23 protein-coding genes and 1 rRNA gene are annotated in these 24,264 nt (G+C 46.1%); 4 read left to right on the top strand and 20 right to left on the bottom strand.

All coding sequences use genetic code 11. The features are described from left to right. The 4 genes from DPF93_RS17060 to DPF93_RS17040 all read right to left on the bottom strand — a co-directional run. A 16S ribosomal RNA gene (locus DPF93_RS17060) occupies positions 1-204 on the bottom strand; the annotation flags it as partial. Positions 205-654: 450 nt separating this feature from the next. Beyond that, entirely contained in the window at positions 655-1,182 is a 528-nt protein-coding gene (gene hemG, locus DPF93_RS17050; protein WP_114767309.1) for a menaquinone-dependent protoporphyrinogen IX dehydrogenase, read from the bottom strand. Between the two features lie 9 nt (positions 1,183-1,191). Further along, entirely contained in the window at positions 1,192-2,649 is a 1,458-nt protein-coding gene (locus tag DPF93_RS17045; RefSeq protein WP_114767308.1) for a TrkH family potassium uptake protein, read from the bottom strand. A gap of 33 nt (positions 2,650-2,682) precedes the next feature. Next, complete coding sequence (locus tag DPF93_RS17040; protein ID WP_114767307.1) at positions 2,683-3,309, bottom strand: YigZ family protein; 627 nt, start codon at positions 3,307-3,309, stop codon at positions 2,683-2,685. Between the two features lie 202 nt (positions 3,310-3,511). On the opposite strand from DPF93_RS17040, the gene fadB reads away from it, so the two are divergent. Both fadB and fadA read left to right on the top strand, forming a co-directional pair. After that, positions 3,512-5,683 (top strand): fatty acid oxidation complex subunit alpha FadB, encoded by a 2,172-nt coding sequence (fadB, locus tag DPF93_RS17035; RefSeq protein WP_114767306.1) that lies wholly within the window; start codon positions 3,512-3,514, stop codon positions 5,681-5,683. Positions 5,684-5,696: 13 nt separating this feature from the next. After that, complete coding sequence (gene fadA, locus DPF93_RS17030; RefSeq protein WP_114767312.1) at positions 5,697-6,872, top strand: acetyl-CoA C-acyltransferase FadA; 1,176 nt, start codon at positions 5,697-5,699, stop codon at positions 6,870-6,872. Between the two features lie 48 nt (positions 6,873-6,920). On the opposite strand, the gene punR is transcribed toward fadA, so the two are convergent. Next, positions 6,921-7,823, bottom strand: a complete 903-nt coding sequence (gene punR / locus DPF93_RS17025; protein ID WP_114767311.1) for a DNA-binding transcriptional activator PunR — start codon at positions 7,821-7,823, stop codon at positions 6,921-6,923. A gap of 156 nt (positions 7,824-7,979) precedes the next feature. Between punR and punC the strand changes: the two genes are divergently transcribed. Continuing rightward, entirely contained in the window at positions 7,980-9,191 is a 1,212-nt protein-coding gene (gene punC, locus DPF93_RS17020; protein WP_114767305.1) for a purine nucleoside transporter PunC, read from the top strand. Between the two features lie 34 nt (positions 9,192-9,225). Here punC and DPF93_RS17015 read toward each other — a convergent pair whose 3' ends face one another. Continuing rightward, positions 9,226-9,996, bottom strand: coding sequence for a transporter substrate-binding domain-containing protein (locus tag DPF93_RS17015; RefSeq protein WP_114767304.1), 771 nt, complete (start codon positions 9,994-9,996; stop codon positions 9,226-9,228). Positions 9,997-10,153: 157 nt separating this feature from the next. On the opposite strand from DPF93_RS17015, the gene DPF93_RS17010 reads away from it, so the two are divergent. Next, positions 10,154-10,858 carry an amino acid ABC transporter permease gene (locus DPF93_RS17010; RefSeq protein WP_425275312.1) on the top strand — a complete coding sequence of 235 codons (705 nt, stop codon included), beginning with the start codon at positions 10,154-10,156 and terminating at the stop codon, positions 10,856-10,858. A gap of 71 nt (positions 10,859-10,929) precedes the next feature. On the opposite strand, the gene glmU is transcribed toward DPF93_RS17010, so the two are convergent. From glmU to mnmG, 14 genes are all read right to left on the bottom strand, one after another. Beyond that, positions 10,930-12,291 carry a bifunctional UDP-N-acetylglucosamine diphosphorylase/glucosamine-1-phosphate N-acetyltransferase GlmU gene (gene glmU, locus DPF93_RS17005; protein WP_114767302.1) on the bottom strand — a complete coding sequence of 454 codons (1,362 nt, stop codon included), beginning with the start codon at positions 12,289-12,291 and terminating at the stop codon, positions 10,930-10,932. Between the two features lie 144 nt (positions 12,292-12,435). Next, positions 12,436-12,858, bottom strand: a complete 423-nt coding sequence (locus tag DPF93_RS17000) for a F0F1 ATP synthase subunit epsilon (protein WP_114767301.1) — start codon at positions 12,856-12,858, stop codon at positions 12,436-12,438. 18 nt (positions 12,859-12,876) lie between these two features. Next, positions 12,877-14,280, bottom strand: coding sequence for a F0F1 ATP synthase subunit beta (atpD, locus tag DPF93_RS16995; RefSeq protein WP_114767300.1), 1,404 nt, complete (start codon positions 14,278-14,280; stop codon positions 12,877-12,879). Positions 14,281-14,315: 35 nt separating this feature from the next. Continuing rightward, positions 14,316-15,182 carry a F0F1 ATP synthase subunit gamma gene (gene atpG, locus DPF93_RS16990; RefSeq protein ID WP_114767299.1) on the bottom strand — a complete coding sequence of 289 codons (867 nt, stop codon included), beginning with the start codon at positions 15,180-15,182 and terminating at the stop codon, positions 14,316-14,318. 42 nt (positions 15,183-15,224) lie between these two features. Further along, positions 15,225-16,766 carry a F0F1 ATP synthase subunit alpha gene (gene atpA / locus DPF93_RS16985; RefSeq protein ID WP_114767298.1) on the bottom strand — a complete coding sequence of 514 codons (1,542 nt, stop codon included), beginning with the start codon at positions 16,764-16,766 and terminating at the stop codon, positions 15,225-15,227. A gap of 13 nt (positions 16,767-16,779) precedes the next feature. Then, entirely contained in the window at positions 16,780-17,313 is a 534-nt protein-coding gene (gene atpH / locus DPF93_RS16980; RefSeq protein ID WP_114767297.1) for a F0F1 ATP synthase subunit delta, read from the bottom strand. Between the two features lie 14 nt (positions 17,314-17,327). Continuing rightward, positions 17,328-17,798, bottom strand: coding sequence for a F0F1 ATP synthase subunit B (gene atpF, locus DPF93_RS16975; protein ID WP_114767296.1), 471 nt, complete (start codon positions 17,796-17,798; stop codon positions 17,328-17,330). Between the two features lie 73 nt (positions 17,799-17,871). Continuing rightward, entirely contained in the window at positions 17,872-18,126 is a 255-nt protein-coding gene (gene atpE, locus DPF93_RS16970) for a F0F1 ATP synthase subunit C (protein ID WP_002540812.1), read from the bottom strand. Between the two features lie 55 nt (positions 18,127-18,181). Next, positions 18,182-18,991: a F0F1 ATP synthase subunit A gene (gene atpB / locus DPF93_RS16965; RefSeq protein WP_075648145.1), complete on the bottom strand. Its 810-nt coding sequence runs from the start codon at positions 18,989-18,991 to the stop codon at positions 18,182-18,184. A gap of 8 nt (positions 18,992-18,999) precedes the next feature. Beyond that, the gene (locus tag DPF93_RS16960; protein ID WP_114767295.1) at positions 19,000-19,389 is read right to left on the bottom strand and encodes a F0F1 ATP synthase subunit I; all 390 of its coding nucleotides are present in this window, start codon (positions 19,387-19,389) and stop codon (positions 19,000-19,002) included. Between the two features lie 187 nt (positions 19,390-19,576). After that, positions 19,577-20,458 carry a ParB/RepB/Spo0J family partition protein gene (locus DPF93_RS16955; protein WP_114767294.1) on the bottom strand — a complete coding sequence of 294 codons (882 nt, stop codon included), beginning with the start codon at positions 20,456-20,458 and terminating at the stop codon, positions 19,577-19,579. 24 nt (positions 20,459-20,482) lie between these two features. Next, positions 20,483-21,256, bottom strand: a complete 774-nt coding sequence (locus tag DPF93_RS16950) for a ParA family protein (RefSeq protein ID WP_114767293.1) — start codon at positions 21,254-21,256, stop codon at positions 20,483-20,485. A 14-nt stretch (positions 21,257-21,270) separates the two neighbouring features. After that, complete coding sequence (gene rsmG, locus DPF93_RS16945; RefSeq protein WP_114767292.1) at positions 21,271-21,903, bottom strand: 16S rRNA (guanine(527)-N(7))-methyltransferase RsmG; 633 nt, start codon at positions 21,901-21,903, stop codon at positions 21,271-21,273. Then, positions 21,903-23,798, bottom strand: coding sequence for a tRNA uridine-5-carboxymethylaminomethyl(34) synthesis enzyme MnmG (gene mnmG / locus DPF93_RS16940; RefSeq protein ID WP_114767291.1), 1,896 nt, complete (start codon positions 23,796-23,798; stop codon positions 21,903-21,905). Before mnmG ends, rsmG begins: the two co-directional genes overlap by 1 nt. Positions 23,799-24,264: the final 466 nt, after the last annotated feature.

Raw genomic sequence — 24,264 nt, 5'->3', positions numbered from 1 at the left:
GGCCCGTAGGCATCATGCGGTATTAGCCATCGTTTCCAATGGTTATCCCCCACATCAGGGCAATTTCCTAGGCATTACTCACCCGTCCGCCGCTCGCCGCCCAACAAATCCCCCGAAGGTTCAATGTTGTCGCTGCCGCTCGACTTGCATGTGTTAGGCCTGCCGCCAGCGTTCAATCTGAGCCATGATCAAACTCTTCAATTTAAGATTTTGTCGACTCAATGAATACTGAACATTACATAGTAATGTTTGAATTGACTGTGCTGCTATTTCTAGCAATGGTCACTTCGTTTCATTGAAATCTAATTTGAAGCCTAAGCTTCTAATTTGGATTATCATCAACGAGTGCCCACACAGATTGATAGGTTTATATTGTTAAAGAGCTTTTCGTTTTGAGTTCTCTCAAAACGGACGGTCATTTTAGCGAGATAAAGTTTAGTGTCAACCACTTTTTTCAAACTTTTTTTCAAGCGTTTCGCTTGGCTAATTTAACCTTGTTAACTTGGCGTTCGTTTCTTGCGAAGCTTTGCCGTGTCAACGAGGGCGCATTATAGAGATCGCGTTTACTTTGGCAAGTGCTTTTTTACAGTTTTTTCGTTTTTTTTATCGTTCGATGAATTATTAATCTAAAACCGCCAAAACAGGCGGTTTTATTTACATTTCTTTAAATTTATCGGCAAATAAACTCACTTTTTCCCAGTTGGTATACTCAACTTCTTTGCTGGTGTCGGTCTCTCCGCCAGTTAGCGTCATAATCAGTTTAATCATCATTTTATCGAACCAGCGGTAACGTGGGTAATAGAGAGCCCCAGCAAACACGCCGATCAAACTCGGTTGCCAAGGTGAAAGCTGCAAGAACTTCTTAATGTAGACACTCCCTTCTGGGGTATCTTTACCTTGGTCTTCTTTTCTTGCGGTTAGGTTAACGCAAAAGAAAGCGACTTTATGTTGCTGCAACTGCGCAAGATTGGCTTCAATAAACTGATAGAGCTTTTTATTGAGTTTGCCATAACGAATCGATGCACCAATTAGTACGCGCTCATACAAAGAGAAGTCAATGCTATCTGCTTGATGCAAATCGACCAACTCACATTGGTATTCATCCATCTGAGCTTCAATACGTTTGAGAATTTTAACTGTCTGCCCTTCTTGGGACGAATATAGAAACAGTGCCTTTTTCACATTTAATCCTTAGCTACGCCAAAAAGTTGGAGTCAGTAATATTAGTAAGGTAAAGATTTCGAGACGGCCAAACAACATCGATACCACTAACACCCATTTGGCTTTATCGTTAATCTCACCAAAATGGAGCGCAACTTCACCTAAGCCCGGTCCTAAGTTGTTTAATGTTGCCGCCACCGCAGAGAACGCACTGAGTTCGTCCATCCCGGTAGCAATCAACGCCAACATACATACGACAAATACCAAAGCGTATGCGGAGAAAAAGCCCCATACCGCATCAACAACACGCTGAGGAAGCGCACTACCACCCAACTTAATCGTATACACCGCTCGAGGATGCACTAATCGCTTAAGTTCACGCGCACCTTGTAAGGTCAGCAGTAAGATACGGATAACTTTCATGCCGCCACCTGTTGAGCCTGCACATCCTCCTATAAAAGAAGAGAACAAGAGCAGCACAGGTAAAAACAGTGGCCACTCAGCAAACCCCGTGGTGGTAAAACCTGCTGTGGTGGAAATTGAAACCGTTTGGAACAACGCCTGATCAAATGCCTCGTACATCGTGTCGTACGAATGGTGACTCAGCAACATCAAAAAGCACACTAAGAAGAGAAGCACCTGGATAAAGATAAAGGCACGAAACTCTGGGTCTTTCCAATAGTACTTAGGATGCACACCACCAGAGGCAAAAGCGGCAAAGTGCAACGAGTAGTTACAGGCTGAAATTAACAGGAATACCACTGTGATCATATTGATGGCATAACTGTCGAAATAACCCATACTCGCATCATGGGTCGAGAAACCACCAATTGCAATGGTTGAGAAGCTATGACCAATGGCGTCAAACGGTGTCATCCCCGCCAACCAAAACGCGACGGCACAAGCTATCGTTAAGCTTAAATAGATGTACCACAACGCTTTTGCCGTTTCGGCAATACGAGGGGTCATTTTGCTGTCTTTTACTGGACCGGGAATCTCAGCTCGATACAGCTGCATTCCGCCGATACCTAACACTGGCAGTATAGCGACGGCTAACACGATGATCCCCATCCCACCAAACCATTGTAAGAACTGACGGTAGAACAAAATCGCTTTAGGTAAATGGTCCAGACCGACAATCACCGTCGCACCAGTGGTCGTTAACGCGGAAAAGGATTCAAAAAAGGCATCCGTTACCGACACACTTGGGTTATCAGCGAGTAGAAATGGCAGAGAACCGGCACTACCGATTACCGTCCAAAAGAGAACAACAATTAAAAAGCCATCTCGAGCTTTCAGTTCATGCTTATGATGTCGATTTGGAAACCAGCAAATTGCGCCACAAAAAAGTAGAACAAAGAAGGTGGTAACAAAGGGTACACCCGCACCATCTCGGTAGATGAGCGCTACCAAGGCAGGGGCAAGCATCGAGACGCTAAACAGGGCAAGTAACAGCCCTACGATTCGGATAATAGATCTAAATTGCATTGCTTAATGACGTGAAGCTTGGCTTCTTACTTCCTATTTAGTCCCGTTAAGCGGGGTAATAATGGCTTTAGCGCCACTTTTATTGATGATCGTTTGAGTAAAAGCCTCTAACTCACGGACTTCGATTTCAAGGGTGAGCTCAACCTCATCACTATATTGTGCCTCAACTTCCTGCACACCGAACTGAGCAAACAACGATTGTGCGACTGGCATAAAACCATAGTCTAACTTGAGCGTAATTAATGTGGTGATTTTTTTCTCGATAGTTTGAAGCAGCTTAAGCGCTTGTTGCACTCCACCACCATAAGCTTTGACTAAGCCGCCCGTTCCCAGACGAATACCACCATAATAGCGTGTCACTACTGCACTTATCTCACCAACACCAGAACCAGAAAGTTGGGCTAAAATCGGCTTACCTGCTGTACCGGATGGTTCACCATCATCACTAAAGCCCCACTGCATCGAATCTTCTGGACGACCTGCGACAAAACCCCAGCAATTATGGCGCGCGTCGGCATGCTTTTTCTTTATTTCATCAACAAAAGACTTTGCTGCCGCAACATTAGGGGTATGCGCCAAATAGGTAATGAAAAGACTCTTTTTTATCTCTTCTTCAAAAATGACTGGCTGAGCAGGAATTAAATAGGGCTTATCGTTCATGATTTATTTGCAAAATACATAGTGATAGCAAGTTTATCACGAGCCATTAGCAAAAGAAGAGTGGAATACTTAAATCACAATGTTAAACACTTGTTTGAATTTTGTGTTGAAATTAAACATTCTCAAGTCCACACTAAAAGCGAAACAAGTCGTACCAGAACTATAAAATTTAATTTGTAGATTAAATGTCACGGAGATAGACATGATTTACCAAGCCAACACCCTACATGTAAAGGAAGTGCACGACGGTATTGCCGAGCTTTGTTTTAGCTCTCCAAACTCGGTAAACAAACTCGATTTAGCCACACTAGAATCGCTCGACGCTGCACTTGATGCTCTCAAACAAACGACCAACATTCGTGGTTTAATGCTCACGAGTGATAAAGATGCCTTTATCGTCGGTGCCGATATCACTGAGTTTCTTGGTTTATTTGCCAAAACCGACCAAGAACTTGATCAGTGGCTTCAGTTCGCCAATCAAATATTTTCTAAGCTGGAAGATTTGCCTTTCCCGACCCTATCGGTACTGAAAGGGCATACACTTGGCGGCGGGTGTGAGTGTGTACTCGCTACCGATTTCCGCATTGGTGATAAAACCACCAGCATTGGTTTGCCTGAGACGAAACTCGGTATCATGCCTGGCTTTGGAGGCTGTGTGCGACTGCCACGCGTGATCGGTGCTGACAGTGCAATGGAAATCATTACCCAAGGTAAAGCTTGCCGCGCAAATGAAGCGCTTAAACTTGGCTTACTTGATGCGGTGGTCGATAGCGAAGCGCTGACTCAATCGGCACTCGCCACACTACAACAAGCGATCAGTGAGAAAGTAGATTGGCAATCTCGTCGCAAGCAAAAAACATCACCACTTACGCTAAGTAAGCTCGAATCAATGATGAGCTTTACCATGGCAAAAGGTTTGGTCGCACAAAAAGCCGGTCCACATTACCCAGCGCCGATGGCGGCAGTAAAAACCATCGAAGAAGGTGCAACCTTGGCGCGTAACGAAGCGCTCGACGTTGAACGTAAATACTTTGTTCGCCTCGCTAAATCGCCTGAAGCCAGTGCTCTAGTCGGTCTATTCCTAAGCGATCAGTACATCAAAGGTATCGCTAAAAAAGCCGCCAAGTCTGCCAATAAAGAGACGCAACGTGCTGCGGTTCTTGGCGCCGGTATCATGGGTGGCGGAATTGCTTATCAATCGGCATTGAAAGGTGTGCCGGTAATGATGAAGGACATTGCCCAAGCATCGCTTGATCTCGGCATGAATGAGGCGTCAAAGTTGCTTAACAAACGACTTGAGCGCGGTCAGATTGATGGCTTTAAGCTGGCGGGCATTCTTGGCTCAATCACTCCTAGCCTGCATTACTCGGGTATTGAGCAGGCTGACGTTATCGTTGAAGCGGTGGTTGAAAACCCAAAAGTTAAAGCCGCCGTACTTAGTGAAGTGGAGCAAAATGTTGCTGACGATACAGTGATCACCTCCAATACGTCGACGATTCCAATCGACTTATTGGCACAATCCCTCCAGCGTCCAGAAAATTTCTGTGGCATGCACTTCTTTAATCCAGTGCACCGTATGCCATTGGTGGAAATCATTCGCGGTCAACACACCTCAGAAGAAACCATTAATCGCGTCGTCGCTTACGCGGCGAAAATGGGTAAGTCACCTATCGTAGTGAATGATTGCCCAGGCTTCTTCGTCAATCGCGTACTGTTCCCGTATTTTGGCGGCTTTAGTATGTTGTTGCGTGACGGGGCAGATTTTACTCAAGTCGATAAAGTGATGGAGCGTAAATTTGGCTGGCCAATGGGACCCGCTTACCTACTCGACGTCGTCGGGATTGATACTGCACACCACGCACAAGATGTTATGGCGCAAGGTTTCCCTGAGCGCATGGCAAAAGCCGAGCGTGACGTGATTGATGTTCTGTTTGAGGCAGAAAAGTACGGTCAGAAAAATGGCAGTGGTTTCTATAACTATACGGTTGATCGTAAAGGCAAACCAAAGAAAACCTTCGATGCTGAGATCTTACCTCTGCTGGCTGATGTCTGTCGTGATAAGCAGGAGTTTGACGATCAAACCATCATCGCTCGCACTATGATCCCAATGATCAATGAAGTCGTGCTGTGTCTTGAACAAGGCATTATTGCCTCACCGCAAGAAGCTGACATGGCGCTGATCTATGGTCTCGGTTTCCCTCCATTTAGAGGTGGCGTATTCCGCTATCTCGATAACATGGGGCTTGATACCTACATTGAACAAGCTAAGCAATATCAAGATTTAGGTGCCATGTATCAGGTACCGCAGTTATTGATTGATATGGCAGCCAAAGGCGAACGCTTTTATGCCAACCAGCAGCAAGGTTCAATTTAAGGGGGAATCGAACATGACTATAGAGACAAGAAAAGTAGTAATCGTTGACTGTCTTCGAACCCCAATGGGACGTTCAAAAGGCGGCGCTTATCGCAATATCCGCGCAGAAGATCTGTCGGCACATTTAATGAAAGGCATTCTTGCCCGCAACCCACAGGTCAACCCAAGTGAGATCGAAGATATCTATTGGGGTTGTGTACAACAAACACTAGAGCAAGGCTTTAACGTCGCACGTAATGCGGCTTTACTGGCGGGTCTGCCGATCGAAATCGGAGCGGTTACCGTCAATCGCTTATGTGGTTCATCAATGCAGGCACTGCATGATGGCACCCGTGCAATTATGACTGGCGATGCTGAGATCTGCCTGATTGGTGGTGTTGAGCACATGGGGCATGTACCAATGAACCATGGCGTAGATTTCCATCCTGGTATGGCAAAAAACGTCGCGAAAGCCGCTGGCATGATGGGCTTAACCGCAGAAATGCTCGGTAAATTGCATGGCATTAGCCGTGAGCAGCAAGATGAATTTGCTGCTCGCTCTCACGCTAGAGCTCATGCCGCAACCGTCGAAGGACGTTTTAAAAACGAAATACTCCCGACCGAAGGGCATGCCGCGGATGGCACCTTAATGCTGCTCGAAGACGATGAAGTGATTCGTCCAGAGACCAGCGTTGAAGGTCTGGCACAATTGCGTCCAGTGTTTGACCCAGCCAATGGTACCGTGACTGCTGGCTCTTCTTCTGCCCTCTCTGACGGTGCGTCTGCAATGCTGATTATGAGTGAAGATAAAGCGAAGCAACTAGGCTTGCCGATTCGCGCGTATATCAAGAGTATGGCTATCGCCGGTTGCGATCCATCCATCATGGGTTATGGTCCCGTACCTGCGACACAAAAAGCCCTGAAACGTGCAGGGCTGACTGTAGAAGACATGGATGTGGTTGAGCTCAATGAAGCCTTTGCAGCCCAAGCGCTACCGGTTGCGAAAGATCTTGGACTACTCAATGTAATGGATGAGAAAGTGAATCTAAATGGTGGCGCGATCGCTCTTGGGCACCCGCTTGGCTGTTCAGGTTCACGTATTTCAACCACGCTGATCAATTTGATGGAAGCCAAAGACGCCAAATATGGTTTAGCGACTATGTGTATCGGTTTAGGACAAGGGATCGCAACAGTATTTGAGCGCCCTTAGCGAATCGCATATTGCACCAATACAAGCGCCAGCCGTTGCTGGCGTTTTTTATGCGCGTAACCAATCGTTATATAACTGCTCACTCGAACCTAAATAATCGACCATCCACTCAATCATTTTGTGGTTTTCATCTTTACGCCATACTAAGCAGCAGTAACTTAAAGGTTTGTCCTCAGGCAAAATTTTCTCCACCAGCACGCCCTCTTCAATCAAGGGTTGCGCGATATGCCGAGGCATATAGCCGACACCAACTCCATTTTTCAGACACTCAATCGCACTGTACCAATTGGGCAACAGCAAACGTCTTTGCTGTGGGTAATGTACGGTATGGCGTTTAGGTAAAACATTGGAGGTATCATCTAAGCAGATCGCAGGAAACTGACTGACAAACTCTTCGCTTAATACTTGCTCACGCACACACGGGTGGCTTGGCGACATCACAAATGCCCAGTCCAATACCCCCATCTCTTTAACTTCAAAGTCACCACCAACCGGGATAGCGGCGGTCGCACCAATCACAATATCAGCACGCCCTTGCGAGATGGCTTCCCAAGATCCATTGAACACTTCCATATTGATCTGCAACTCAGCATGCTCAAACGTGGCATAGAATGCTTCGATCAATGGCTTCATTTGATCCAAACGCACCACATTGTCTAAGGTCAGCTTTAAGGTTTTTTGCCAGCCATGCGCCGCACGTCGTGTTTGACTCTTTACCTCTTCCATTTGCCTTAGCATGGCACGGGCTTCGGTTAAGAACACTTCTCCTGCTGGCGTCAGTTCGACCTTGCGCGGTAAACGCTTAAATAACACCACATCAAGATCTTGCTCCATTTGCCTGACGCTATAACTGATTGCTGAAGGCACTTTGTGCAGTACCTCCGCCGCCGCGGTAAAGCTGCCCAAGCGAGCAACGGTATCGATCATTTTTAGTGAGTTACGCGAAAACACGCTCATAGCTATCCTTCAAAATTTTTGATTGATAACCACAAATATTAACGTTTCATTTTATTAATTACCAAAAATAGAATGCGAGACATCGAATAACATGCACTACAGCAGTGTATGTAAATCCCTTATGTATGAATTTTTTTGAATGGTCATCAAATGAACGCCTCAACTAAAGTGTCAAAACTGCAGCTGTTCTATTTATCAGCACTTTCTATGCTCGGCTTTATTGCCACCGACATGTACCTTCCTGCATTTAAGATGATGGAAGTCGATTTTGCCACCGGTCCAGAACAAATTGCCCTTTCTCTTACGGTCTTTTTGGTCGGTATGGCAAGTGGTCAACTACTGTGGGGCTTAGCGTCTGATAAGTTTGGTCACCGTAATACTCTGGCGGTAGGCTTAGCACTGTTTACCGTCTCTTCTCTTGGTCTGGCATTTAGCGATCAAGTTTGGCAGCTGCTGACACTGCGCTTTGTTCAAGCGATTGGGGTCTGTGCACCGGCGGTAATTTGGCAAGCGATGGTGATCAAACGCTACAGCAGCACCAGCCAACAAATCTTTGCCACCATCATGCCGTTAGTGGCGCTTTCTCCAGCACTAGCACCACAATTGGGCGTGTTACTGGCAGATAGCTTTGGTTGGCACAGTATCTTCTACGCACTGACCGTGATGGGTATCTTGCTTGTTATGGCAACCATGCGCCAACCGCAAGAGCAAGTAGAAACCAAACAAACGTCAGTTGCGGCAGACATTCGCGCTCTAGTGAGTTCTAAAACTTACTTGGGTAACGTGATGATGTTTGCTACCGCATCGGCAGCGTTCTTTGCCTACCTAACTGGCATGCCAGAAATCATGGCGCAACTGGGCTATGAAGCAAAAGACATTGGTCTTAGCTTTATTCCTCAGACCATTGCATTTATGGCTGGCGGCTGGCTAGGTAAAGTGATGGTGGCTAAATATGGTGATGAAAAAGTTCTACGTCAGTTAGTGGCTCTATTTAGCCTTGCATCCATTATGATTTTTGTCGCATCACAATGGGAACTGAGCTCAATCTGGCCAATCCTAGCACCATTCTGTCTGATTGCGGTTGCTAACGGTGCGATGTATCCAATCGTGGTTAACCGCGCCCTGGGTAGCGCCAAGCAAAGCCCTGCAACAGCAGCTGGTTTGCAAAACAGCTTACAAATCAGTGTCAGCAGCCTATCCAGTGCCCTTGTGGCAGCGCTAGCAAGCCAAGCACAACACGCCACTGGCATTGCGATTGTGATTTGTATGCTGGGTATGTGGGTTGGCTACATCGTTTCCAACCGTGACCTTTCTCAACACTTTACGACGCCAGACAATTCTCGCGTGGTAAGTGAAGAGTAAAATGAGAAGAGCCGCATTCGCGGCTCTTTTGCTATTAAAGGCTTTGTAAGCCCCACTTTTTTGCCGTGGCTTTAAAAAAGCCCTGAGTTTTCTTCAGCTCAACCCAGTGATTGATGTAGTTAATCCATACCTGATCATTTTGCGGCAACAACATAGCAATTGGCGTCGGTTTACGTGGTTCTTTAACTGGCACAATCGCTAATTGCTTAAATTTCTCCACCAGCGTCGCAGCTTCGACATTGGACGTCACTGACACATCGGCACGACGAGCAAGCAACTCTTGAAAATCACGTGCGGGCGCTTCAATGACAATATGCTGAGCCGATGGGAAGAAGTCTTTAACCATCTTCTCTTGCACCGTCCCTAAGGTTGCCGCTACTTTGATGTCTGGTGTATCAAAATCACTCCAATCACTAAATTTAGCGAGATCTTTCTTTTGCACCACGGGCACAAAGGCGAGATAAAAATAAGGTTGGCTGTAACCGGCGACTTTGGCGCGCGACATATTGAGAGATGCACTGCCAGTAATGTCATATTTGTTAGCCGTAATGCCATTGACCAAGGTCTTCCAATCCGTAGCGACATATTCCACTTCCACCCCAAGATCTTTTGCCAGTTCACGGGTGACATCAATATCAAAACCACGATAACTGTTGGTACCAGGATCTTTGATGCTCATTGGATTCCAATCACCAGTCGTGCCGACACGTAACACCCCACTGTCTAATATCTCGTGTAATCGGCTTTGTGCCTGCGCTAATTGGCTGACTAACAATAGCGCTAAAATCGCCAAAATTTTCTTCATTGTCACTCCTTTGCAAAACTAGATAGTCAAAGATATTCCGTTTAATTATTAACCATCAGATAGACTTCATTGATAACATACTAATAACAAACGGCGTTTTTCACTAGTTTAGGGAGTAACTGTGAGCTACCAACGATTTTGGCCACTGAGTTTACTGATGCTGACAGGTTGTGCGGACTATCAATGGGGTTGGTATGTGCTTGATCCCACCACAGCTCAAGGCAGCACCAATATACGTTTTTTGTTAGCGGGCTTTAATGACACCATCCAAGTCTCGCTAATCAGTATGTTACTAGCTATGTCACTTGGGCTGTTTGTCGCTTTATTGGGCTTATCAAAGCACAAGCCACTGCAGTGGTTAAATCGCCTTTATGTCGAAGTGATCCGATCGATTCCGGTGTTGGTATTGTTGTTGTGGGTCTACTACGGCATGCCGACGTTAATGGATGTTTCTCTTAACCATTTCTGGGCGGGCGTGATAGCACTGACGATCGCCGAAAGTGCTTTTATGGCAGAAGTGTTTCGCGGCGGTATTCAAGCCATCAATCGAGGGCAGCATGAGGCAGCAGAATCTCTTGGGTTCAATTACTGGCAGAAAATGCGGCTGGTAGTACTGCCAGAAGCTTTTCGACAAATTTTGCCACCACTGGGGAACCAATTTGTCTATATCCTTAAGATGAGTTCTTTGGTCAGTGTGATTGGTTTGAGCGATTTAACTCGCCGTGCCAACGAGCTGGTGGTTAATGAGTACTTACCACTCGAGATCTATACTTTCCTCGTGTTGGAGTATTTAGTGCTGATTCTACTGGTCTCACAAGCAGTCCGCTGGCTAGAAAAGCGCATTGCCATTCCTAGCTATTAATAATCGGTAAAAGAAGTGCGTAAAACAAAAAACCGCTCTGATGAGCGGTTTTTTACAACAATCAAGCAAGATTACTTTTTCTTTACTGGGCGTTGCCAGCCTGTAATTTTGCGCTCTTTGGCGCGAGTGATCACTAACTCACCTTCTGCCACATCTTTGGTCAATGTCGTACCTGCACCAATCGTTGCACCGTTTGCGATAGTAACAGGCGCAATCAGCTGGCTATCTGAGCCAACAAATACGTCGTCGCCAATGATGGTTTTAAACTTGTTCGCACCATCGTAGTTACAGGTGATCACACCGGCGCCGACGTTAACACGCTGACCGATTTCCGCATCACCTAGATACGTCAGATGATTGGCTTTTGAACCTTCACCAAGACGCACGTTTTTCACTTCAACAAAGTTACCTACGTGCGCATCGTTACGTAGTTCAGCGCCTGGGCGCAGACGCGTAAATGGACCTACTGTACACTCTTCACCGATTGTTGCGCCTTCAATCACGCTATATGGACGGATGATGGTATTGTCATCAATCTCACAATCTTTCAGCACACAGCCAGCACCGATTTTTACGTTATCGCCGATAGAAACCGAGCCTTCGATAATCACGTTAACATCAATTTCAACATCCAAGCCGCACTGCAGTTCACCACGTAGGTCAAAGCGCGCTGGATCGCGTAGCATTACACCTTGTTCCAGCAATTTCTGTGCTTGCATTGATTGGTAAGCACGCTCAAGTCGAGCAAGCTGAGCACGGTCATTAACGCCTTCCACTTCAATCGGGTTAACTGGGTGTACCGCTTCAACCGCACGCCCTTCTTCATGCGCAGCCGCAATGATATCGGTTAAGTAGTACTCACCTTGCGCATTGTTGTTATTCAAACCCGATAGCCAACGTTTCAGATCGCCACCCGTCGCAACCATCACGCCAGTGTTAATTTCTTTGATCAGCTTCTGCTCGTCAGTCGCATCTTTTTGTTCAACGATAGCAACCACTGGACCGTTCTTACGCACAATACGTCCGTAGCCCATTGGGTTATCAAGCACGACGGTCAGTAGCGCAATACCGCCATTTGGCTGTGCATCGAGTAAATTCTCTACCGTTTCAGATGAGATCAATGGAACGTCACCGTACAGCACCAAGATCTTCTCATCATCTTCAAATTGATCAGACGCTTGATCGACCGCATGGCCGGTACCTAATTGCTGAGCTTGCAGTACCCAATTGACAGGTTCATTCGCCAGTGCCGCCTGCATTTGATCGCCGCCATGACCGTACACTAAATGAATATTTTGTGCGCCTAGCCCAGCACAGGTATCAATCACGTGTTTCGCCATTGGTTTACCTGCCAATGTATGCAGTACCTTTGGCATGTTTGAATACATGCGAGTGCCCTTACCCGCAGCAAGAATGACAGCGCTAAATTTCATTTGTAGAACCTATGACGTTTATTTTTTCAATTGGCGCATATTGTAGCCAGCATTAATTCATTAGTTAATGCTTGGCGTTAATAAATAAACAAAAAGGCGACCATAAGGTCGCCTTTATCACTTTATAACCACTATTAATGCAAATTAACGGCGGTTTTTGGTCAGCTCGATAACTCGTAGCTGAGCAATGGCTTTAGCCAGTTCACTGGCCGCTTGTGCGAAGTCCATGTCGCCGTGCTGGTTCTGGATTTGCTCCTCAGCGCGACGCTTAGCTTCTTCTGCCTTCGCTGCGTCTAGATCTTCACCACGAATCGCAGTATCAGCCAGTACTGTAGCAGTACCCGGCTGAACTTCGACCATACCACCAGAGACATAAATGAACTCTTCGTGGCCGTGCTGTTTCACAATACGCACCATACCAGGCTTAATAGCGGTCAGCAGCGGAGTGTGGCCATGGAAAATACCTAGCTCACCTTCGCTACCGGTCACCTGGAACGTTTCAACGCGACCAGAGAAAAGCTTTTTCTCTGCGCTTACTACGTCTAGATGAAAGGTTATTGGTGCCATATCGCCTCCTAGTTAGCCTTATAGCTTCTTAGCATTCTCGATAGCATCGTCAATCGTACCGCAGTACATGAACGCTTGCTCTGGAATGTCATCGTATTCACCAGCTAGTAGACCTTTAAAGCCACGTAGAGTCTCTTTAAGAGGTACGTATACGCCTGGGTCACCCGTAAATACTTCCGCTACGTGGTAAGGCTGAGTTAGGAAACGCTCAATCTTACGTGCACGAGATACAACTTGCTTATCTGATTCAGATAGCTCGTCCATACCTAGGATCGCAATGATATCTTTCAGCTCTTTGTAGCGCTGAAGAGTTTGCTGAACGCCACGAGCCACATCGTAGTGCTCTTGACCAACAACAAGTGGGTCAAGCTGACGAGATGTAGAATCTAGTGGGTCGATCGCTGGGTATAGACCCATCGCTGCGATGTTACGGTTAAGTACAACCGTTGCATCCAAGTGCGCGAACGTTGTTGCTGGAGATGGGTCAGTCAAGTCATCCGCAGGTACGTATACCGCCTGTACAGACGTGATAGAACCTTGACGAGTTGACGTGATACGTTCCTGTAGAACACCCATTTCTTCTGCAAGTGTAGGCTGGTAACCTACCGCTGAAGGCATACGACCTAGAAGTGCCGAAACCTCAGTACCCGCCAGTGTGTAACGGTAGATGTTATCGATGAACAGTAGTACGTCACGACCTTCGTCACGGAAACGTTCTGCCATCGTTAGACCCGTCAGTGCAACACGTAGACGGTTGCCTGGTGGCTCGTTCATCTGACCGTAAACCATCGCTACTTTTGATTCTTCTGGCTTCTCAACGTTTACAACGCCAGCTTCCTGCATTTCGTAGTAGAAGTCGTTACCCTCACGAGTACGCTCACCTACACCCGCAAATACTGAAAGACCAGAGTGTTGTAGTGCGATGTTGTTGATAAGCTCCATCATGTTAACGGTCTTACCTACACCTGCACCACCGAATAGACCGATTTTACCACCCTTCGCGAATGGACAAACTAGGTCGATTACTTTTACGCCAGTTTCAAGAAGTGCTGTTTCGTTTGATTGCTCTTCGTAGCTTGGCGCTTCACGGTGGATAGAGTAAAGCTCTTCCGCACCGATTTCGCCACGCTCGTCAATCGCGTCACCTAGAACGTTCATGATACGACCTAGGGTTTTAGTACCTACTGGTACTGAAATTGGAGCGCCAGTGTTAACAACTTCAACTCCACGACGTAAACCATCTGAGCTACCCATTACGATACAACGAACTACGCCACCGCCTAGCTGTTGCTGAACTTCAAGAACTAGACGCTCTTTTGAGTCCGTAACGTTTAGAGCGTCATATACACTAGGTACTTCGCTCTGTGGGAACTCTACGTCGACTACCGCACCGATGATCTGTACGATCTTACCTGTAGCCATCGTTAATCCTCTAAACTATTTCGTTTTACCTAAACTTAAACCGCAGCAGCGCCGCCAACGATTTCTGACAGTTCTTGTGTGATCGCAGCCTGACGGGCTTTGTTGTACACAAGTTCTAGATCTTCAATCAAGTTGGTCGCGTTATCCGTTGCAGCTTTCATCGCAATCATTCGGGCCGCTTGCTCACAAGCAAGGTTTTCTACTACACCTTGGTAAACCTGAGACTCTACGTAACGCACTAAAAGTGTGTCCAATAGAGGCTTTGGCTCAGGCTCATAGATGTAGTCCCATGAGTGCTCACGCTGCATCTCTTCGCTGTCCGATTTAGGCAAAGGTAGCAATTGATCGATCGTTGGTTCCTGAATCATGGTGTTCACAAACTTGTTGAAAACCACATATAGACGATCCAGTTCACCTTCATCGTATTTCTTCAGCATTACGCCAACAGAACCGATTAGGTCTTCTAGGCTTGGTTGATCACCAAGACCAGAAACCTGAGCAGCTACTTTTGCGCCGCTGTGTTTGAAAAAGCCTGTTGCTTTTGAACCCACTAATGCAAGTTCAACTTCAGCACCTTTTTCTTTCCACGCCTGCATATCAGTGAGGGCTTTTTTGAACACGTTAATGTTCAAGCCACCACACAGACCACGGTCTGTAGAAACGATGATGTAACCAACACGCTTAGCTTCACGCTCTTCTAGGTACGGATGACGGTACTCTAGATTTGCATTAGCCACATGACCGATCACTTTACGCATTGTTTCAGCGTATGGACGAGAAGCTTCCATTGCATCTTGAGAACGACGCATTTTTGAAGCTGCTACCATTTCCATCGCTTTCGTAATTTTCTGAGTGCTTTTAACACTACCGATTTTATTACGTATCTCTTTTGCGCCGGCCATCGTTACTCTCCATTAGTTGGTGGCATTACTGCCACCGACCTATTACCAAGTTTGGGTTGCTTTGAAGTCGTCAGTCAGTTTCTTCAACTGAGCTTCGATTTCATCGTTGTAAGCACCCGTCTTGTCGATCTCAGCTGCAAGTTCAGCGTATTGACCGCGAGCGTACGATAGTAGAGCCGCTTCGAAATCTAGCAGTTTGCTTAGTTCAACATCTGCTAGGTAACCGCGCTCTGCCGCGAAGATCACTAGTGCTTGGTCAAATACTGAGAATGGAGCGTATTGCTTCTGCTTCATTAGCTCAGTTACTTTTTGACCGTGGTCTAGCTGTTTCTTAGTCGCGTCATCAAGGTCAGACGAGAACTGTGCGAATGCCGCTAGTTCACGGTACTGAGCTAGTGCAGTACGGATACCGCCTGATAGCTTCTTGATGATTTTCGTCTGTGCCGAACCACCTACACGAGATACTGAGATACCTGGGTCAACTGCTGGACGTACACCTGCGTTGAATAGCTCAGTTTGTAGGAAGATCTGACCATCGGTAATCGAGATTACGTTAGTCGGTACGAATGCTGAAACGTCACCTGCTTGAGTTTCGATGATAGGAAGAGCAGTCAAAGAACCAGTCTTACCTTTCACTTCACCGTTAGTGAAACGCTCTACGTACTCTTCGTTTACACGAGCTGCACGCTCTAGTAGACGCGAGTGAAGGTAGAATACGTCACCTGGGAATGCCTCACGGCCTGGTGGACGTTTTAGTAGTAGAGAGATCTGACGGTAAGCTACTGCTTGCTTAGATAGATCATCGTAAACAATCAGTGCGTCTTCGCCGCGATCGCGGAAGTATTCACCCATTGCACAACCAGCGTAAGGCGCTAGGTATTGCAGTGCAGCAGACTCAGAAGCTGATGCCACAACAACGATAGTGTTCGCTAGTGCGCCATGTTCTTCTAGTTTGCGTACTACGTTAGCGATGGTAGAAGCTTTCTGACCGATTGCTACGTAGATTGAGAAAATACCTGAGTTTTTCTGGTTGATGATCGCATCGATCGCCATTGCTGTTTTACCAGTTTGGCGGTCACCGATCACTAGCTCACGCTGACCACGACCGATTGGGATCATTGAGTCAACTGACTTGTAACCAGTTTGTACAGGTTGGTCTACCGATTTACGGTCGATTACACCTGGTGCAATCACTTCTACAGGCGAAGTTAGTTTAGCTTCGATTGGACCTTTACCATCGATAGGCTCACCTAGTGTGTTCACTACGCGACCTAGTAGTTCTGGACCTACTGGCACTTCAAGAATGCGACCAGTACCTGTAACTTTCATGCCTTCCTTAAGGTCAGCATATGGGCCCATTACAACCGCACCAACCGAGTCACGCTCAAGGTTAAGTGCAAGTGCATAACGGCCACCCGGTAATTCAATCATTTCACCTTGCATCACGTCCGCTAGGCCGTGAATGCGGATGATACCATCGCTTACCGATACGATAGTACCCTCGTTGCGAGCTTCACTAACAACTTCGAAAGACTCGATACGTTGTTTGATCAGATCGCTAATTTCCGTGGAATTAAGTTGCATGCTCCAATCCCCATTAAGACTGCAATGCATCGCTCAGGCGGTTCAAACGACCACGCGCTGAGTCATCGATGACTAGGTCTCCGGCTCGAATTATTACCCCACCAAGTAGGGCTTCGTCTACACTGCAATTCAGCTTCACTTTACGCGCTAAGCGCTGCTCAAGTTTGCCACCGATATTCGCTAGCTGTTCATCAGAAAGTTCGGTTGCTGAAATCACTTCAACATCGATTTCTTTCTCATGCTCTTTCTTCAAAATGAAGAATTGCTCGCTTACATCAGGAAGGGCCTTTAATCGACCATTCTCAGCCATCACCTTCAATAGGTTTTGACCGTGTGCATCTACTTGTTCACCACAAACTGCAACAAAAATCTCTGCTAGTTTGTCAGCAGACATCGAGCTTGATAAAAGCTCTTTCACTTGTGCGTTTTGGGCTACTTCAGCAGCGAAAGAGAGCATTTGTCCCCATTGTTCCAATTGCTCTTTTTCCACTGCAAAGTCGAATGCTGCTTTAGCATAGGGGCGTGCGATAGTAGTCAAATCAGACATATGCGCCCCCAGACTTAAAGTTTTGCAGTAATGTTGTCGAGAATATCTTTGTGCGCATCTTTATCGATAGAGCGTTCAAGGATTTTCTCAGCACCAGCTACAGCCAGAGTTGCAACTTGTTTACGCAGTTCATCACGTGCGCGGTTGCGTTCAGCTTCTAGTTCAGCTTCAGCTTGATTAAGGATGTTCTGGCGTTCAACCTGAGCTTCCTCGCGAGCTTCATCTAGAATTTGAGCTTTACGCTTGTTAGCTTGCTCAATGATCTCAGATGCTGTGCGCTTCGCTTCTTTCAACTGATCAGAAGCGTTGGCTTGTGCTAGGTCCAAGTCTTTTGCAGCTCGTTCTGCCGCTTGTAGACCGTCAGCAATTTTCTTCTGACGCTCTTCAATCGCATTCATCAATGGTGGCCATACATACTTCATGCAGAACCACACGAATAGTGCGAACGAGATTGCTTGACCTAGCAGAGTTGCGTTCATATTCACAACAGCTACCCCTCTATTTGGACTTAGTGTTAATCAATGGCAAACCGTGTGGCTTGCCCTTGGCAATAAGTGATTAACCTAGTTGACCAACGAATGGGTTTGCGAAAGTGAACAGTAGCGCGATTACGATACCGATCATTGGAACCGCATCAAGTAGACCCGCGATGATGAACATCTTAACTTGTAGCATAGGAGCCATTTCTGGTTGACGTGCTGCACCTTCAAGGAATTTACCACCTAGAAGTGCGAAACCAATCGCTGTACCAAGAGAAGCAAGACCGACGATAATACCTACGGCGATTGCAGAAAAGCTCAGTAAAGTTTCCATTACTATCTCCAATTTATAGTTGTTGGCTTAGTGCCCAAATAAAAAGCTTAAAAAATTAATGATCACTGTCTTCGTGAGCCATTGACAGGTAAACAATTGTCAACATCATAAACACGAAGGCTTGAATCGTAATAACCAAGATATGGAAGATTGCCCACGGTAGTGAACCCATCCATTGTAAGTACCATGGTAGCATTGCCGCACAAAGAATGAATACAACCTCACCTGCGAACATGTTACCGAATAGACGCATACCAAGTGATAGAGGTTTCGCAAGTAGCGATACCACTTCAATCAGTAGGTTAAACGGAATCATTACAGGGTGATTAAACGGATGTAATGCTAATTCCTTTGCAAAGCCACCTAGACCTTTCACTTTGATGCTGTAGTAAATCATCAGAGCAAATACGCCTAGTGCCATAGCCATGGTGATGTTCACATCAGCAGACGGTACCACTTTCAAGTAAGGGATTCCGAGCCAATGCTCTGCTGGGTAAGGTAAGAAATCGATCGGAACTAAGTCCATCACGTTCATTAAAAATACCCAACAAAAGATAGTTAGTGCTAAAGGCGCTATCAGAGGGTTGCGTCCATGGAACGTGTCTTTGACGTTTTCCGCGACAAATTCAACGATCATTTCTACAGCACACTGAAGCTTACCCGGTACACCTACTGTTGCTTTCTTTGCTACTTTGTAAAAAATTCCGAGGAAGATTAAACCAGTAAACCAAGAAAAAAACAGGCTATCGATATGAACATTCCAGAAGCTTGCTTCTTCCACCCAGCCAAACTTTCCAAAGGAAAGGTTTGAAAGGTGGTGAGCAATATATCCGGATTGTGTTAGCGCTTCACCTGGCGCAGCCATAACTCATCCTATTTTTTGTTGTTAATGAAAAGCACTGGCGCACAGATATTAATACCTAGAGCCAGCAAATAGGTTAGTTTTAGGGGAACAAGTTCCACCTGTATATACATGTAAGCAAACGAGAACAGCACTACTGTGATAAGGATTTTAAGCACTTCACCCGTGTAAAAGGATGCCGCGACTTTCTTTGCCGCACGAGCTCCACTAAACATGAAAGCACACAAAGCAAACACCGCATTGGCTAAGACACAAATGCCGCCACCAATTAATGCGGAAAGTCCCCATTCAATATTCACAGTCGCAGCCATACCCGCCGCCACTAACGTAACCGCGCCAAGCTGGATCATCAACAATTGCTTAGCAAGCTCTCGTCCAGGTCTAGCTAACGCCGCTACCATGTATTCATACCTCTAGTAAAATCCACAGCTATTACATCCTAGGCGCTGGGAAATTGGCAAAAATTATACGGTCAGTCGAATTGAATGCAATGAAAACACCGCAAAAAGTTACAATTCTGTTTACAAACCGACAACTTTTACATAAAAATCTGATTTTATAAAACTTGACGAAGATCAATTATCTCATTTAGCTCTGCAACTTGGCAATTAATTGCGCCAATTTTTGAGGTTCGTCCACATTTATTGTCACTTTTGCCTTACCGTTCTCGGAACGAACAATTGCAACTTTTGCCCCAAGAATTTCACTCAATTTTTGTGACATTTGTTGAGTTTCAGCGTCGTCTGTCGCATTTTTTGCCTCAACAGCTGGCTTTAAACACTTTTTAACAAATTGTTCAGTTTGACGCACGGTCATCTGTTTAGCAGCCACTTGTTTCGCCGCCTCAATTTGCTGTTCACCTTGCAGTACAATCAATGCGCGCGCATGCCCCATTTCGAGCTGCTTTTGTGCGACTAACTGTTTGACGTCTGCTTCCAGTTGGTTCAAGCGCAGAATGTTACTCACGCTTGCGCGTGACTTACCGATCACATCAGCCACTTGCTGATGGGTCAGTGAAAATTCGTTTTGCAAACGCTCCAGCGCTTGCGCTTCTTCGATCACATTCAGATCTTCACGCTGAATATTTTCGATCAAAGCCATGGCGATCGCTGCGCGATCTTCCACTTTCTTCACCAAACAAGGCACTTGGCTTAAGCCCGCCTTGCGAGCCGCGCGCCAACGACGCTCACCCGCAATGATTTCGAACTTATCATGATCCACCTGACGCACCACGATCGGTTGGATAATGCCTTGTGATTCAATTGAAGCAGCCAACTCTTCCAGCGCTTCTTCCGCCATATCTTGACGTGGTTGATACACTCCCGGACGCAGCAAATTGATGCCAAGTTCGGTTAATTGACCATTGCTAGACAGCTCTTGGCTCAAATTCACTGCCTGCTGACGTTCACGCGCCAGCGAACTGGTTGAAAGAAGCGCATCAAGCCCTTTACCTAAACCACGTTTAGACATGAATTTACTTTCCTTAAGTTAGTGTTAAGCAGGTACTTCTTCTCGACGAAGCATTTCACCCGCTAAGGCTAGATAAGCTTTAGCGCCAGCGGAATGTTTGTCGTAGTACATCGCAGGCTTACCGTGACTCGGCGCTTCTGCTAAGCGAACATTGCGAGGAATAACAGTGCGGTACACCTTGTTACCAAAGTGCTTTTTCAATTGATCGGATACTTCATTGGAAAGCCGGTTTCTTGGGTCATACATGGTGCGCAATAACCCTTCAATCTTTAGATTCTCGTTAACAACAGCGGCTAGCTTGCTAATGGTATCCATTAACGCAGTTAAACCTTCTAGTGCAAAATACTCACACTGCATTGGCACTAACACAGAATCTGCTGCGGCCATGGCATTGATTGTAAGAAGGTTTAGAGAAGGAGGACAATCAATAAAGATGAAATCATAGTTATCGCGAACCGACGCTAAAGCTTGCTTTAAACGGATCTCACGCGCGAACACTTCCATCAACTTAATTTCAGCGGCTGTGACGTCACCATTGGCGGCAATCAGGTCGTAATGCCCGGTGGTCTTAGTGATCACCACGTCTTTAAACGCGACATCTTCGACCAACAGCTCGTATGCAGTGGCGTCAACTTGATACTTGTCGACACCACTCGCCATGGTTGCGTTGCCCTGTGGGTCAAGATCAATAACCAGAACCTTGCGTTTAGTTGCCGCCATAGACGCAGCTAAATTAATACAAGTCGTTGTTTTCCCAACACCGCCTTTTTGGTTGGCAATGGCTACAATTTTTCCCACGATCTACCTCGCTATTATTCCTTGCGCGATAAGATTACTAGATGACGCTCACCTTCCAATTGAGGAACTTGCAAAGGTTTGATATCGGTCACACAACACCACTCAGGTAGTTCAGCAATCTCATCCTGTGATAATTGCCCCTTGAGCGCTAAGAAGCGTCCCGTGTGATCTTTCGGTAAATGATGACACCACTCAACCATATCAACCATAGAGGCAAAAGCTCGGCTTAGTACACCATCAAACTTGTCTTCAGGTTGATACTCTTCCACTCGACTTTGAATCGGCGTCACGTTTTCAATTTTCAGTTCGTGAACCACTTGCTTGATAAAGCGAATGCGTTTACCCAAGCTATCCAACAGATGAAACTCTTTGTCAGGGTTCATGATTGACAATGGGATACCAGGCAAACCAGGGCCGGTACCCACATCAATAAAACGCTCACCCTCAAGGTGTGTACTGACAATGATGCTATCGAGAATGTGTTTCACCAACATTTCATTAGGATCACGCACAGAAGTTAGGTTGTAGGCTTTGTTCCACTTGTTAAGCAGTTCCACATAACCCACCAACTGCTCACGTTGACGTTCTGAAACTTCTAAATCCGTTTGAGCAAGCAACGCATCCAGTTTTTGAAGTAAAACAGACATTACGCTTCCTCGCCTTTTTTCAGTAAACCTTGTTTTTTCAGGTGCACCAACAAAATAGAAATCGCTGCTGGCGTAATGCCAGAAATGCGCGAGGCAATACCAATCGATTCAGGTTTCGCTTCCGAAAGTTTTAGCACCACTTCGTTAGACAGTCCGCTAACCTGTTTGTAATCCAAATCTGCTGGCAGTTTGGTATTCTCGTGGCGCAGTGATTTCTCGATCTCATCTTGCTGACGCTTGATGTAACCTTCGTACTTCACTTGAATTTCAACTTGTTCAGCCGCTTGTTGATCTTCCAGTGGTGGCTGGAATGCCGCTAACTGGGTCAGCTGTGCATAAGTGATCTCAGGACGACGCAGAAGATCTTCACCACTTGCTTCACGTGCCATTGGCGCTTTTAGCAGTGCGTTCAACTCATCAACACCTGCCGACTTTGGATTCATCCAAGTTTCTTTTAGGCGTTGACGCTCTTTTTCCATATTGTCGATTTTTTCGTTGAAGCGTGCCCAACGAACATCATCAATCAAACCAAGCTCACGAGCTTTTTCCGTCAAACGTAGGTCTGCGTTGTCTTCACGCAGTAGCAAACGGTATTCCGCACGAGAAGTAAACATACGGTACGGTTCTTTGGTGCCCATGGTCGATAGGTCATCGATCAGTACGCCAACATACGCTTGGTCACGACGAGGGCTCCAGCCTTCTTTGTCTTGGCTGAACAAACTAGCGTTTAGACCCGCCATCAAACCTTGCGCAGCTGCTTCTTCGTAACCTGTGGTACCGTTAATTTGACCAGCAAAGAACAGACCTGCGATAAATTTATTCTCGTAGGTTTGCTTCAAATCGCGCGGATCAAAGAAATCGTATTCAATCGCGTAGCCAGGACGCACGATATGCGCGTTCTCAAAACCTTTCATTGAGCGTACGATTTGCACCTGTACGTCAAACGGCAAGCTGGTGGAAATACCATTCGGGTACAACTCAGTGGTGGTTAAACCTTCAGGCTCAATAAAGATTTGGTGGCTGTTTTTATCAGCAAAACGCATCACCTTGTCTTCAATCGATGGGCAGTAACGTGGACCAATACCTTCGATCACACCCGCATACATTGGGCTGCGATCAAGGTTGTTGCGGATCACATCGTGAGTACGCTCATTGGTATGAGTGATAAAACACGGGATCTGACGCGGATGCTGGTTACGGTTACCCATAAACGAGAACACAGGTGTTGGATTATCACCGTGTTGCGCTTCAAGCACAGAAAAATCGACACTACGCGCATCGATACGTGGCGGTGTACCGGTTTTTAAACGATCAACACGCAATGGTAATTCACGTAAGCGGTTTGCTAGTGCGATCGATGGAGGATCGCCTGCACGGCCACCTGACGAGCTTTCCATACCGATGTGAATCTTACCACCAAGGAAGGTACCCACCGTCAACACCACCGCTTTGGCGCGGAATTTGAGACCCATTTGAGTGATAACACCCACTGCGCGATCATTCTCAACAATCAGATCATCCACTGCTTGTTGGAATAGCGTTAGGTTTGGCGTGTTTTCTAGTACATCGCGAACAAACGCTTTGTACAGTGCTCGGTCAGCTTGCGCGCGAGTAGCACGTACCGCTGGACCTTTAGAAGCATTCAATGTACGAAATTGAATACCAGCATGATCAATGGCTTGAGCCATTAAGCCACCCATAGCATCAACTTCTTTCACTAGATGCCCTTTACCAATACCACCAATGGCTGGGTTACAAGACATTTGACCTAGCGTGTCAATATTATGAGTCAATAAGAGGGTTTTTTGCCCTGTACGCGCTGATGCGAGTGCGGCTTCCGTTCCTGCATGACCGCCACCAACAACGATGACGTCAAAGTTTTCGTGATAAAGCATGAACTGACCTCTGGTATTCAAGAAAAGTCGGACAGATAAAAAGAGCGATATTCTACCTGCTTTCTAGTAGAGAGAAAAACGCTTTTGTACTTTTTCATTTTAGGTGAGCAAACTAAATATATATAAGATCTATATATATGATCTTTTATTAGATCTACTATTAGGATCGACGATCTCTGTGGATAACTTAAAAATGATCAACAAGATCATGGATCTTATTTGGATCATATCATGTGATCTTACCTTGATCAGATCGAGGATTAGCTGGGATCAAAATCGGTGGTTATACACAGGGGTAAGTTTGGATCAAAGTTGCTCTTTGGATAACTATAGGTTAATCACCGGATAAACCATGAGTTATGCACAGATTGATTGGGTGTTTTTTGTGCAGTTAGACAGGTTTTTTGTTGGCAACTCTATCCACAGGGCAAAAAAAGAGGCCAGCAAAGCTGACCTTCTCTAATCT

This window comes from Vibrio rhodolitus (assembly GCF_003350325.1).
In the GTDB taxonomy this organism is placed as follows: Bacteria; Pseudomonadota; Gammaproteobacteria; order Enterobacterales; family Vibrionaceae; genus Vibrio; species Vibrio rhodolitus.
The sequence above is the reverse complement of the archived record's forward strand: the minus strand, read 5'-3'. Positions and strand labels throughout refer to the sequence as shown.

What these genes read in the sequence shown, in the direction of transcription:
- DPF93_RS17045 (WP_114767308.1), bottom strand. Translation starts at nt 2,649, where the DNA reads ATGCAATTTAGATCTATTATCCGAATCGTAGGGCTGTTACTTGCCCTG.
- DPF93_RS17040 (WP_114767307.1), bottom strand. Translation starts at nt 3,309, where the DNA reads ATGAACGATAAGCCCTATTTAATTCCTGCTCAGCCAGTCATTTTTGAA.
- fadB (WP_114767306.1), top strand. Translation starts at nt 3,512, where the DNA reads ATGATTTACCAAGCCAACACCCTACATGTAAAGGAAGTGCACGACGGT.
- fadA (WP_114767312.1), top strand. Translation starts at nt 5,697, where the DNA reads ATGACTATAGAGACAAGAAAAGTAGTAATCGTTGACTGTCTTCGAACC.
- punC (WP_114767305.1), top strand. Translation starts at nt 7,980, where the DNA reads ATGAACGCCTCAACTAAAGTGTCAAAACTGCAGCTGTTCTATTTATCA.
- DPF93_RS17015 (WP_114767304.1), bottom strand. Translation starts at nt 9,996, where the DNA reads ATGAAGAAAATTTTGGCGATTTTAGCGCTATTGTTAGTCAGCCAATTA.
- DPF93_RS17010 (WP_425275312.1), top strand. Translation starts at nt 10,154, where the DNA reads ATGCTGACAGGTTGTGCGGACTATCAATGGGGTTGGTATGTGCTTGAT.
- glmU (WP_114767302.1), bottom strand. Translation starts at nt 12,291, where the DNA reads ATGAAATTTAGCGCTGTCATTCTTGCTGCGGGTAAGGGCACTCGCATG.
- DPF93_RS17000 (WP_114767301.1), bottom strand. Translation starts at nt 12,858, where the DNA reads ATGGCACCAATAACCTTTCATCTAGACGTAGTAAGCGCAGAGAAAAAG.
- atpD (WP_114767300.1), bottom strand. Translation starts at nt 14,280, where the DNA reads ATGGCTACAGGTAAGATCGTACAGATCATCGGTGCGGTAGTCGACGTA.
- atpG (WP_114767299.1), bottom strand. Translation starts at nt 15,182, where the DNA reads ATGGCCGGCGCAAAAGAGATACGTAATAAAATCGGTAGTGTTAAAAGC.
- atpA (WP_114767298.1), bottom strand. Translation starts at nt 16,766, where the DNA reads ATGCAACTTAATTCCACGGAAATTAGCGATCTGATCAAACAACGTATC.
- atpH (WP_114767297.1), bottom strand. Translation starts at nt 17,313, where the DNA reads ATGTCTGATTTGACTACTATCGCACGCCCCTATGCTAAAGCAGCATTC.
- atpE (WP_002540812.1), bottom strand. Translation starts at nt 18,126, where the DNA reads ATGGAAACTTTACTGAGCTTTTCTGCAATCGCCGTAGGTATTATCGTC.
- atpB (WP_075648145.1), bottom strand. Translation starts at nt 18,991, where the DNA reads ATGGCTGCGCCAGGTGAAGCGCTAACACAATCCGGATATATTGCTCAC.
- DPF93_RS16960 (WP_114767295.1), bottom strand. Translation starts at nt 19,389, where the DNA reads ATGGTAGCGGCGTTAGCTAGACCTGGACGAGAGCTTGCTAAGCAATTG.
- DPF93_RS16955 (WP_114767294.1), bottom strand. Translation starts at nt 20,458, where the DNA reads ATGTCTAAACGTGGTTTAGGTAAAGGGCTTGATGCGCTTCTTTCAACC.
- rsmG (WP_114767292.1), bottom strand. Translation starts at nt 21,903, where the DNA reads ATGTCTGTTTTACTTCAAAAACTGGATGCGTTGCTTGCTCAAACGGAT.
- mnmG (WP_114767291.1), bottom strand. Translation starts at nt 23,798, where the DNA reads ATGCTTTATCACGAAAACTTTGACGTCATCGTTGTTGGTGGCGGTCAT.